General features: G+C 60.7%; 15 protein-coding genes and 1 tRNA gene. 10 read left to right on the top strand and 6 right to left on the bottom strand.

All coding sequences use genetic code 11. The features are described from left to right. From TX83_RS10630 to TX83_RS23675, 8 genes are all read left to right on the top strand, one after another. Positions 1-622 (top strand): RHS repeat-associated core domain-containing protein (locus tag TX83_RS10630; protein WP_141233472.1); only part of this gene is annotated, 622 nt, incomplete at its 5' end. Further along, positions 606-1,172, top strand: coding sequence for a tetratricopeptide repeat protein (locus tag TX83_RS22765; protein ID WP_141233471.1), 567 nt, complete (start codon positions 606-608; stop codon positions 1,170-1,172). The genes TX83_RS10630 and TX83_RS22765, both read left to right, overlap by 17 nt. Positions 1,173-1,534: 362 nt before the next feature. Beyond that, positions 1,535-1,849 carry a hypothetical protein gene (locus TX83_RS10625; RefSeq protein WP_141233470.1) on the top strand — a complete coding sequence of 105 codons (315 nt, stop codon included), beginning with the start codon at positions 1,535-1,537 and terminating at the stop codon, positions 1,847-1,849. 436 nt (positions 1,850-2,285) lie between these two features. Next, positions 2,286-2,579 carry a DUF6881 domain-containing protein gene (locus tag TX83_RS10620; RefSeq protein ID WP_075575109.1) on the top strand — a complete coding sequence of 98 codons (294 nt, stop codon included), beginning with the start codon at positions 2,286-2,288 and terminating at the stop codon, positions 2,577-2,579. A gap of 209 nt (positions 2,580-2,788) precedes the next feature. Further along, positions 2,789-3,034 (top strand): hypothetical protein, encoded by a 246-nt coding sequence (locus TX83_RS10615; RefSeq protein ID WP_064747925.1) that lies wholly within the window; start codon positions 2,789-2,791, stop codon positions 3,032-3,034. 84 nt (positions 3,035-3,118) lie between these two features. Next, a complete protein-coding gene (locus TX83_RS10610; protein ID WP_064747924.1) occupies positions 3,119-3,349 on the top strand; it encodes a CPCC family cysteine-rich protein in 231 nt (76 codons plus the stop codon). Between the two features lie 147 nt (positions 3,350-3,496). Beyond that, a complete protein-coding gene (locus tag TX83_RS10605; protein ID WP_064747923.1) occupies positions 3,497-3,856 on the top strand; it encodes a DUF4288 domain-containing protein in 360 nt (119 codons plus the stop codon). Between the two features lie 612 nt (positions 3,857-4,468). After that, positions 4,469-5,170: a histidine kinase gene (locus TX83_RS23675; protein WP_222423756.1), complete on the top strand. Its 702-nt coding sequence runs from the start codon at positions 4,469-4,471 to the stop codon at positions 5,168-5,170. On the opposite strand, the gene TX83_RS10595 is transcribed toward TX83_RS23675, so the two are convergent. Beyond that, positions 5,106-5,669: a hypothetical protein gene (locus tag TX83_RS10595; RefSeq protein WP_141233469.1), complete on the bottom strand. Its 564-nt coding sequence runs from the start codon at positions 5,667-5,669 to the stop codon at positions 5,106-5,108. The genes TX83_RS23675 and TX83_RS10595 overlap by 65 nt on opposite strands. 278 nt (positions 5,670-5,947) lie before the next feature. On the opposite strand from TX83_RS10595, the gene TX83_RS10590 reads away from it, so the two are divergent. Then, on the top strand, positions 5,948-6,541 hold the full coding sequence (locus TX83_RS10590) for a hypothetical protein (protein WP_141233468.1): 594 nt from the start codon (positions 5,948-5,950) through the stop codon (positions 6,539-6,541). A 59-nt stretch (positions 6,542-6,600) separates the two neighbouring features. Here the strand turns inward: TX83_RS10590 and TX83_RS10585 are convergent, their stop codons facing one another. The 3 genes from TX83_RS10585 to TX83_RS22755 form a co-directional block, all read right to left on the bottom strand. Next, on the bottom strand, positions 6,601-7,776 hold the full coding sequence (locus TX83_RS10585) for a hypothetical protein (RefSeq protein ID WP_141233467.1): 1,176 nt from the start codon (positions 7,774-7,776) through the stop codon (positions 6,601-6,603). Positions 7,777-7,964: 188 nt separating this feature from the next. Beyond that, positions 7,965-8,315 carry a hypothetical protein gene (locus TX83_RS22760; RefSeq protein ID WP_141233466.1) on the bottom strand — a complete coding sequence of 117 codons (351 nt, stop codon included), beginning with the start codon at positions 8,313-8,315 and terminating at the stop codon, positions 7,965-7,967. Beyond that, positions 8,296-8,502 (bottom strand): hypothetical protein, encoded by a 207-nt coding sequence (locus TX83_RS22755; protein WP_141233465.1) that lies wholly within the window; start codon positions 8,500-8,502, stop codon positions 8,296-8,298. The genes TX83_RS22760 and TX83_RS22755 overlap by 20 nt, the downstream gene beginning before the upstream one ends. Between TX83_RS22755 and TX83_RS22750 the strand changes: the two genes are divergently transcribed. Further along, the gene (locus TX83_RS22750; protein WP_141233464.1) at positions 8,501-8,821 is read left to right on the top strand and encodes a hypothetical protein; all 321 of its coding nucleotides are present in this window, start codon (positions 8,501-8,503) and stop codon (positions 8,819-8,821) included. The genes TX83_RS22755 and TX83_RS22750 overlap by 2 nt on opposite strands. A 56-nt stretch (positions 8,822-8,877) precedes the next feature. Here the strand turns inward: TX83_RS22750 and TX83_RS10580 are convergent. Both TX83_RS10580 and queC read right to left on the bottom strand, forming a co-directional pair. Beyond that, positions 8,878-8,953, bottom strand: a tRNA-Lys gene (locus TX83_RS10580). Between the two features lie 120 nt (positions 8,954-9,073). Beyond that, positions 9,074-9,772, bottom strand: a complete 699-nt coding sequence (gene queC / locus TX83_RS10575) for a 7-cyano-7-deazaguanine synthase QueC (protein WP_064747919.1) — start codon at positions 9,770-9,772, stop codon at positions 9,074-9,076. Between the last annotated feature and the right edge of the window lie 56 nt (positions 9,773-9,828).

The following is a 9,828-nucleotide window of genomic DNA, read 5'->3' as shown; positions in this document are numbered from 1 at the left end:
CGTGTTCGACCTGCGGTTTCCGGGGCAGCGGTACGATTCGGCGACGGGGCTGAACTACAACTACTTCCGGGATTACGATGCGGAGAGCGGTAGGTATGTGCAGAGTGATCCGATTGGGTTGGATGGAGACATCAATACCTATGCCTATTCGGGAGACAACCCACTTTCGTACGTCGATCCTTTAGGCCTCCTAAAGATCTATGAAAAAGACGGCGTCACGTTCCATGCCAACCCGAAAGGTAATGGCGCCCCAGGAACTCCTTCAGAACATGCGCGCAGAGGTGAAGGTGGTGAGTATCATTATCACCTTGATAGCAGCAGCGGCCCGCGGGTCAATGCATACACGGGCAAGCCGCTGACCCCAGAAGACGCGAAGAAAATGAGTAAAAAACAGAAAGCAGCTTGCGACAACCTACAACCCATAGAACGCAGCTTTCTAAAACGAGCAACCCGAGAAGTATTTCACAATAACGGCAGTGCAATTCCACGCCTGCAATCAAAGCTTAAAAGGCGACAATTCATAAAAGCGCTCGGGCCATTCGGAGCACTCGCCTCGGACACCTATCAAGAATCTTGCGCTAAAGACTACTTCGAGCAACTTCCCGATGACTTCTGCGACTGACGACAACACTCCCTCTGATTTCATGGCTAAGGGCGAAGAGTGCTTAGAAAAAGGATTGCGAGCCGAGGCCATCGCGTATCTCACCGTTGCCGGATTATCGGGAGAGTGGGACGCCTGGCTTCGGATATCACAAATCCTAGAGACTGAAACCTCTCGCACCAATGCCGCGCTCTCTCTTCACTTCAGAAAGAAGTACCAAGATGCTATTGAGTTCGCTGCAACTGCTGGAGACAACAATGCAGCTCATCGACTTGCTGGTTTGCTTGAGTTTGGACAACCAGGTTTGACTCCAGATCAACCTCGGGCGCTCTCGATATTAGAAGGACTCGCGGAGTCCGGCGACCCCTCCGCTCAGTTCGAATTGTTTGAGAAACATCTGTACGGACTTTGCGGAGCACCAAAAGATAAAACAATTGCTTTGAAATGGCTCCGATTTTCAGCAAACAATGGGCATCAAGAAGCAAAAAAATGGCTTCAAGGAATGCAGACATGGGAAGAGCAAGGGTTTGAGTACCCAAGACCCTCTCAGGAGGAACAGCCCGGAGAATGAACGGCAATGAAGCCAGTTCGCAAGCATCTTGAGTTGATGAAACAAGAATAATCTGCCAAAAAATCCGGGGTGGAGCATCTTCCCGTCCAGATGTCGGAAAGGCGCTCTGCCCCGGGGCGATTGAACAGTGGCAAACCAACATGCCGGAAACCGCTCTGACCGACCCTTTCAACTGCATATCCAGTGACAAATCGGCAATGAACGTTCATTTGATGGTCGACGCCGCCTCTATTGACGCCGGTACATCGCGAGCGGCGCGGGGCCGTCTCCACATATCACTGGGCGGAGCGGACTTTCAAAGCTCGGACTGGAGCGACTTCGTTGTAGTCGTTCTAGACTGGTGGCTAAGAGCCGTTTGCAACTTGACCGCCGAAGGCCGTAAGCGGGAGATCATGAATTTCATGGAAGGGCCGCACAGCGTGGAGATCGAGAAGGAAGCCGACGGCATCCTCCGATTTAGAGCGTTGACCGGAGATGGCCGACGAAACGTGGTGGTTGAAGCCGTACGGGATGCGGCGTCCTTCGCTTGCGATTTGCTGAAAACCACTAAGGCGGTCGTCACCGCGTGCAAGGAAAACGGCTGGACTTCACTCGATCTCGATGAGTTGCAGAGCGCTGTGGGCGCATTGGAGCGCGCGCTTTCCATGCACCAGTTCTTCGACGACCGCCCAAAATAGACACACGACAGAACCTTCCACCTAGACCTTTGGAAGCCGACCTGACCGGTTTTTCCGCAAGACAGGTTAGGCTTGCCCGGCTAATATCATTGAAAAAGCGCCATGAGGCAGAACTCCGCGCGGCAATCACTCTGACCGGACTTTTAAATGCCCCCTCTACCGGAATTTGAAATAGCACCGTTTAGCGACCTGGACTATGCAGGCATGTCGGTAGAAATCCGCTATAGGGGAATTCCGATTGCTCAGCTCAATAAAGACAAGGGCTTGGACGTATGCAAACTGATAATTCCATCAAGGTTCTCGCCCGCGGACGCCGCCTTTGAACTGCCTCTCGACGCCTTCTTGGAGGCGCTGAATTCCGCAAAATCGCTAATGCTCGAGTTGAACTAGCCGAATGTCCATTACGCCGTCGCTGCTTGAAGCAAGGACGACTGGAATGCAATATCTCAAGGCCCTATGGCATCGCGCAGGGAAGCACGACCCGGCCGTCCTGATCAGCGAACTGGATGACGAGCGATACGAGGTCAGAAAGGTCGAGGTGTTCGCCGATGGCTTGCTCGGGCTTGCCGGCGAGCAGGCATCGGCCGGGGGCACTCGGCTTGGGGCCGAGCCTGTACCTGCCGATAGCGAGATCCTCGCCGAGGCGGAGTTTTCGCTGGAGCCGATAGGCCGCGAAGAATTCGAGAAGATAATGGTCGGCCGCCCTATCAGGAGTCCGATGGTCAATTGAGTCGTAGGACGAAGAAGCCCCTCGCAGAGCCGGACATCGTCCATTCGCCTGAAGCCGGAACTGGGCGCGTCGCGATCGTCAACGGCATCTCCCTGCCCGACGACTCGGTTCGGACGGTACCCGCTTGTGGGTGGTCGCGGGCCAATGATGCCCCTCAGCGCGACCGGAGCCATCCAGATCGACCATCGCGGACCGGCCGGTGCGACCACATGACTACCGATACCCTAGCCTGCTCTTCGCTGATCGAAGGCTTCATCTCGGGCCGCGAAACAACGCTCGCGACCGCAAACCGCATCGAGGTGCTATTGGACCAGGCCTTTCCGGATGACGAATTCATCCAGGGGGTCGTGGTCGCGTTGGCCCGCTATCGTCCAGGTGGCCACGATTACACTTTGAATGAAACGACGATCCGCACGCTGCTGCTGCGGACTCAACGCTATCTGGCCTCGCTGTGATGGTGCTTGTGCCCAAGGCCGCGATGGTCAATCGAGGCGAGCCCAGGCCTGTCCGGTTGACGCCCCTCTCATGGATGAACAAAGATGACTACGACAGAACCTGACCACCCCTTCTTGCCCTGCCTTTGCTGCGGCTCGCTCGAAATCGACGAGCGCGGCGGGTACGAGATCTGCCGCCGCTGCAACTGGGAGGACGATCCGGTGCAGGCCGAGAATCCCGGCTTCGCGGGTGGGGCGAACGTCATGAGCCTGGAACAGGCCAGACGGGAATGGATGGGGCGCATCGATGCCGGCTGCGAATCGTCGAAGCACTAGCATCTTCGGCTTTTCCACTCTGATCGATCGGTACGGCCGTGAGTGAATGAAGCAGGCGTTGGAACATCGCGCCCGCTTGCCGACGCGCGAGGACGATCGGGACGCGATGCGCGAGGCAGTGGTTGGCGATTCGAAGCGAGGTGGACGATGACGGGAAACGGCAGCGAAGCAGGTCCGACCGACGAGCGCGGCGGCGAGGGATGTTGGTTCGCGGCCAGCCTGATGTACCAGGCCTGCCATCGGCCGCCGCGCGAGGACGGGTTGTGGGAGGAGCGGATCGTGCTGATTCGGGCGGGGTCGCAGACGCAGGCGCTGGAGCAGGCCGAGCGGCTGGGCCCGGTGGACGAGGTCGGCTATGCGACCAGCGAGGGCGAGGTGCAATGGCGGTTCGTACGAGTCGACCGGGTTTGCGCGATCGAGGCCGAGGTGCTGGGTTCCGGCACAGAGGTGTTTTCGCGATTTCTGAACACCGAAGAGGCGGAGGGCTTGGCGCGGCCACTGAAGTGAGCGGGTGGGAACGCCCTCCCCCCAGCATTTCGGCCCGAGTTCGCGGCGAGGCGTCCCGCTTTGCGCCGTTCCTCCCCCTTGGGGACGTCGGGTCTGCTGGGGCAGGAATAACAAGCCCAGGCGGCCGCCCGACGGTGGATATCTGGTGGAGTGGCATCTGGAATCCAGCTCTCCTGATTACCCAGGATAATCCACGGTTACCTGCAATGGCGGGCGGCTAGAGTCGACCATGAATCCGGCAACAGTACCCGACAGGAAACGATCGTACGTCTGAAGACTCCCGAAGGGCAGACTCGCGTGTGCGCACAGGCAACCAACAAGCACTCCCTTCGACGTCGGATCGTGGATGGCTTCGATACATCGCCCGTGACGAGAGGCAGGTATCGCCCTACCGCGTCCTCTATAACTGCATCACGAGCCGCAGGCGACTTCAAACGCCTTCGCGCGACATGGTTCAAGCCCGCTTAGTAACGGATCGCGCGACCACGCCTCGCCACATGCAAGCCAGGTCGCACGACGGCCCGAAACTCCACCTGTAGCATGCAGCTCTTTTTGCGGTGAATGGTGCGGTTCTGTCGACGAGCCGCTGCCGACCGCGATATAGGCGGCGGTATGATCGCGCCATCGGCGCCCAACCCACTCATCAATGGCCACCATCGCCCCCTCGATCCGCCGCGCCAACATCTGTTCTGGACGCTGCATCTTGCCGGCTGGAGCGCCTGCTTCGGTTTGGGTTACTTGCCGGCCATCGCATACGAAAAGCCGGCAGGCTACTGGGTGGTGCCGCTGACCGCCACGATTACCGGCGCCGCGGTGACATTGGGGCTGCGCTACCTTTTCCATGCCTGCTGGAGCCTGCCGCCAAGAAAGCTGTTGGCCACGATGACAGTGCCCATCCTGGCCAGTTCCGCTGTCATGGATCTAGTAACGCGAAAGGTAATGCTCGAGTTCTGCGCTACCTGCGCACCGACCAATCGCGCCGCCTATATTGCGTACGCATTGAGTTACATCTACGTGGTCATGGCCTGGGTCGGCCTGTATATCGGCATCAAATACTACCGCCAGCTGCAGGACGAAACCCAGCGCGCGCTGGCCGCCCGCAGCATGGCGCATCAGGCCCAGCTGAAAATGCTTCGCTACCAGCTCAACCCGCATTTCTTGTTCAATACGCTGAATGCAATATCGACTTTGATCCTCGATCGCGACAACCCCACCGCCAATCGCATGGTACAAGGCCTGTCGGCGTTCCTCACGGTGTGTTGCCTTGCGCCGGCGATGCGCCAACCTCCACGAGTGAGGCCCCATCCCATTTGAAGTCCTTGGAGATCATGCTCATGGCTTCTTCAGGGGCATGTTCCCCGGTCGCTCTCTCTCCGTAACTGACCCAGAATTCGGACGGCCTTTCCGCAACGACATCGACTTTCTGCACGCTGATCCTATCGCCCAGAAAGACTGCATTCGTGCCCTTGTACCCCTGCGGAGTATTCAACGCCGCAGCGGCGTAGTAGAAGGTGCCGCTGCCGCCCATGTCCTGCGTCAGCAGGAAAGCCATGTCTTTACGCCCGTCGCCGTCGAGATCGAGTTCTGTTTCGCGACCGATGAAGCGCGTTATCTGTTTCGAAGCGGCGCCAGGCACGATAGCTCGAACATCGATACCGTCCACGAGCGTGACGGGCTCGCCCTCGACAATGTAAGTCGCATTCCTGGCATCCACGCCCAGCTTGATGTCCGGCACAGCCCGTGCGGGCGCATGCGATGCCCCATCGACGCGCTCTGTAGAGGATTGCCCCGGGGAGCAGGCCGTCATGCTCATGCAGATGACCAGCGGAAAAGCTCTTACTGAAGTACGCACTGGGGGCTCTCTCGGTTGGCAGCGTCGAAAAATACTGGCAGATCCGAACCGGTGCATAGTGAACAATGGAAAACTGTGCCGCCCAGGCATTTTTGGTTAGGCCGCCTGTCCATAGAAGGGTGGCGACCTGCAATTTGCTGCGAACCCGAACAACGCATGCCTACCCGCTACCGCCCTGTGCCGGTGCACTCCTTGGTGCTACGATTCCCCTGCATTTTGGAGATTAAGGAGGATTTTCCATGCATTTCACGAAGCATTGGCTGATCGCCGGCGGGCTGATCGCGACGCTGCTGGCAGCTCCATCGGTGATCGCCCAAATTCCTGCCGAACTTCTTCAGGGAGGGGGAGGAAGCCAGGGCTCGCTCTATAGCGACGCATTCTATAAATCGAAAGACGGATATTGGGTATTGATGCGCAGCCGCGAAGACAACGGCCTGCGCTGCTCCGTCAGCTACATCATGCCCGACAGCTTGTATGCCATTCATGGCCCCGGAAACGCCGAGGAGACCAAGCGGGGCGCGGGGCAAATCTGGTTCAGCGGCGACAAGATCCGTTCGCCCGCGGCCACCGAGCAGGTCGAGATCGTCATCAACGCCAGGGGCAAGACCGTCACCTACCCTACCGCGCTCGTCAATATCGTCAAGGATCGCGGGACATTCGTGATGTTCCTCGACGTCAAGAACTACCTGCGCAAGGTGATCAAGAAGGGCGAGGACACCGACGAGTTCACTGTCCAGCTCGAAGGCAAGGAAGTCTACGCCGTCAAGCTGCCGCAATTGCAGAAAGCCTATCGGATGTTGGACAAGTGCATGGCCGGCGGCGCCAAGCCGTGATCGGACACCGGATGGCGCTGGGCGCCGCGGCCGGCGCGCCCAGCGCCGGCCGGCGAGCGCTAATTCCTCGGCGCGTTGAGCAGGCCCGAACACACATAGGCCCGACCTGGGCCACTACGATTTTCCTCGACCACCACGTCGGCCACGCGCATCGCGCCTGAGGCATCGGGCTTCAGCACGAACTGCGCCTGGCAGCTTTCGTACAGTCCCTGGGTCGAAATGTGGTCGCCGCCGGCGGTGACCAATGCGAAACGGTTGTCGTACTCACGCGCATAGGTCAGATAGCGCATGCCGCCTGCTTCGCTGACCGCCGGCGCCCCCATCGCCGTAACCACGTCGCTTTCGTTCTTGCCGAGCCAAACGCTGATCATCGTCTGCTCGGTGGCACTGACGCGGCGCCCGCCACGCAATTTCGCCGCCTCCTGAACGAACCGGTTCTCCTCGTCGACCTTCTTGATGCGCGCGCCGACATCGTCGCGCTGCTGCTCCAACAAGGCGATCTGATCCTGCAGCCGCTTCTCGAACGCGGCAGCCTCTTTCGCCGTCAGTTGACGACCGTTGTTGAGCGCGGGCTTGGGCGCGCCCTTCCAGAAGTGCTCCCAGGTGTAGCTGGCCAGCACGTTCATCGACAGGCCTTCGGTCGGCAGGAACTCGGCCGTATCGAAACCCAGCTCGCGCATGCTTTGGCGCAAGGCCGCCGGATCCATCTTGCCGTTCGGCATCGCGGCAGCCTGTTTGGCGTCGCGGATGGCGGCGTCACTGCAGGCGACCCGATAGACCTTGAGCATCAGATAGTTCGATGCGGACTGCCAACCGCTGCCCGTCAGGGACTGAATCTCCGGCGAATCCTTCATCCGCTTGTGCCCGCCGACCATGCGGAACTCGGCCGAATCGGCATCGGGCAGGGCCGGGGACGGCTGGCCCGCCGGCTTGCGCGAGGCCTTGCCCACGCCGGCGGCGCCGGGGCATTTGAACTGCAGCACGGTCTCGGTCCAATAAGGCTGCTTGGCCGCCTCATAGACCATCGTCAATACGATTTCCCGGATGCCGCCCGAACCATCGCCGATCCCCGACTTGTCCGTCGAATAATCGTTGACGTAGGTCAGGATGCGGTCGGGCGAGGTTCCGCTCGCATCGATCACCATCTTGTCGGTCGCCATCGCCGGAGCGGCTGTCGCCCCCAGCATGGCGAACACCGCGACGAGTTTCTTCGCCCTTGTATCGACCTTGCCCATCGTCAGCGCCATCCCTGTCTAGACCGCCGATAAATACCTCCTCCCGGCGGCGCTCGTCAAACCCGGCCTGGCTCCGGGGCAACGAAACAAGTTTCCAACGGCTACCAGCGTCCGTAGGCACGACCCCGGTCACCGCGGGTTCGGCGCCCTCGTCGCTTCAAGGCCTCGGGCAATCTTGCGCGGACGGGTCATATCGAGCCCTTCGAACAGCGCGCGTCGCGGTGGCGAGTGGTTGGGCGAACTCGAAACCAGCGCCAATACAAAGCGTTCTTCGCGCCGTTGTCCTGCTCGATGTTCTGATGCGCCCTCCACCCAATTTGAAGGGCCGTCCACGGTAAACCATCGACACCTATCCCTCTGTCGCACACCGAGATCGGTTCCTTGCCGGTAGCGATCTCGATGGCGTTTCCGACGGCGCCGCCGAAGCGCAGGCCCGGTTGCTTCGGCGACGCGAAGATCGGTGGCTTCGGCCGCCCACGTGGGGATGCATAGCCACCATCGAGCCCGATTTCACGCAGTTCAAGGTCCCACGCTTTCAAACGCGGCGCCGGCGATACCAACAAGGCGTCGCTGACTTGCCTCGTCCGGCCAGATGTCCGGCGGCGCCAGTCCTTCGAGAAACAAAGCGGATCGGCGGCCTGGTGCGTCGAAGGCCATCGATTTGTCGAACAGACCGAGCGCCGCCGCGGCCGCTTGCGCCGTGTATGCGCCAATCAACCTGGACATGCGCAAGCGCGTACACCCCGTGTCGCTGCAGAGCCATCGCCCCCCCTGCTCCGCCCAAGCTTCCTCATTCCTGCAGTGGTTCGCGTCGCTCGCCGCATCGATCAATGGTGCCGAGTTGGAACCCGGCGCGGGCATGCCGATCGCGATAGGCCTCGTTGAAAAGTCCAGCCGCAACCCATTGATCCGTAAGCTCCCGAAAACCAATCCGGCGGCCGGCAGCCCGCGGGAAGGTAGAAAACGGAGGCAATTTGGCGGAATTATCGCCAAGCAGGGCTGTGGATATTGGACCAGCCCGCAAGCCGACGACGAAAAGGCCTAAAACAGGGCCTTTTCGTGTCGAGTGTGGCGGACAGACGCGGTTCGACCGCGGGAGAGTGGTGGGTCGTGAAGGATTCGAACCTTCGACCAAAAGATTAAAAGTCTTCTGCTCTACCGACTGAGCTAACGACCCGGAGCTCGATTGCTGACCCCGACGCGTGGCCGGGGTCGGTCATTCTAGCAAAACCCTTGCGGCCGAGTCAGCGCCCCCGTTCGCAGCGCGGTTCAGGCGCGGCGAAGCGGGCGGGCCGGCTCAGGCATAGCGGGTCGGGTCGGCCACACCGGCGGCGGCGAAGCCTTCGGCGCGCAGACGGCAGGCGTCGCAGTGGCCGCAGGCGCGGCCGGCGTCGTCGGCCTTGTAGCAGGACACGGTTTCGGCGAAATCCACGCCCAGGCGCACGCCTTCGCGGACGATATCGGCCTTGCTGAGGAACTGCAGCGGCGCCTGCACGCGCAGGCCGGCGCCTTCGACCCCGGCCTTGGTCGCCAGGTTGGCCAGGGCCTGGAAGGCCTCGACGAATTCGGGGCGGCAGTCCGGGTAGCCGGAATAGTCGACCGCGTTGACGCCGCAGAAGATATCGTTGGCGCCCAGCACCTCGGCCCAGCCCAGGGCGATCGACAGCATGATGGTGTTGCGCGCCGGCACGTAAGTCACCGGGATCGCGTCCTTGGCCGCATCCTGGCCGATGGCGTGGCCGTCGTCGTCCAGCGGCACCGAGATGCTTTCGTCGGTCAGGGCCGAGCCGCCGATGCTGCGCAGGTCGACCGCCACGGTCTTGTGCGCGACCGCGCCCTGGGTGGCGGCGATGCGCGCGGCGGCGTCGAGTTCGGAGGTGTGGCGCTGGCCGTAGCGCACGCTTAGGGCATGCACGGCATAGCCCTGCTCGCGCGCGATCGCGGCGACGACGGCGGAGTCCATGCCTCCGGAAACGAGTACTACGGCTTTTTTCATGGTCGGGATTCGGGATTCGGGATTCGGGATTCGGGATTCGGGATTCGGGATTCGGG

Source organism: Lysobacter antibioticus HS124, assembly GCF_000336385.2.
Taxonomy (GTDB): Bacteria; Pseudomonadota; Gammaproteobacteria; order Xanthomonadales; family Xanthomonadaceae; genus Lysobacter; species Lysobacter firmicutimachus.
Note: the sequence above shows the minus strand (reverse complement) of the source record. Positions and strands in the feature narration are given on the sequence as shown.

Excerpts from the sequence above, each read along its gene's own strand:
- TX83_RS10595 (WP_141233469.1), bottom strand. The coding sequence starts at position 5,669 with ATGAGCATGACGGCCTGCTCCCCGGGGCAATCCTCTACAGAGCGCGTC.
- TX83_RS23675 (WP_222423756.1), top strand. The coding sequence starts at position 4,469 with ATGATCGCGCCATCGGCGCCCAACCCACTCATCAATGGCCACCATCGC.
- TX83_RS10605 (WP_064747923.1), top strand. The coding sequence starts at position 3,497 with ATGACGGGAAACGGCAGCGAAGCAGGTCCGACCGACGAGCGCGGCGGC.
- TX83_RS22750 (WP_141233464.1), top strand. The coding sequence starts at position 8,501 with ATGCGCAAGCGCGTACACCCCGTGTCGCTGCAGAGCCATCGCCCCCCC.
- queC (WP_064747919.1), bottom strand. The coding sequence starts at position 9,772 with ATGAAAAAAGCCGTAGTACTCGTTTCCGGAGGCATGGACTCCGCCGTC.
- TX83_RS10615 (WP_064747925.1), top strand. The coding sequence starts at position 2,789 with ATGACTACCGATACCCTAGCCTGCTCTTCGCTGATCGAAGGCTTCATC.
- TX83_RS10610 (WP_064747924.1), top strand. The coding sequence starts at position 3,119 with ATGACTACGACAGAACCTGACCACCCCTTCTTGCCCTGCCTTTGCTGC.
- TX83_RS22765 (WP_141233471.1), top strand. The coding sequence starts at position 606 with ATGACTTCTGCGACTGACGACAACACTCCCTCTGATTTCATGGCTAAG.
- TX83_RS10585 (WP_141233467.1), bottom strand. The coding sequence starts at position 7,776 with ATGGGCAAGGTCGATACAAGGGCGAAGAAACTCGTCGCGGTGTTCGCC.
- TX83_RS10620 (WP_075575109.1), top strand. The coding sequence starts at position 2,286 with ATGCAATATCTCAAGGCCCTATGGCATCGCGCAGGGAAGCACGACCCG.
- TX83_RS22755 (WP_141233465.1), bottom strand. The coding sequence starts at position 8,502 with ATGTCCAGGTTGATTGGCGCATACACGGCGCAAGCGGCCGCGGCGGCG.
- TX83_RS10590 (WP_141233468.1), top strand. The coding sequence starts at position 5,948 with ATGCATTTCACGAAGCATTGGCTGATCGCCGGCGGGCTGATCGCGACG.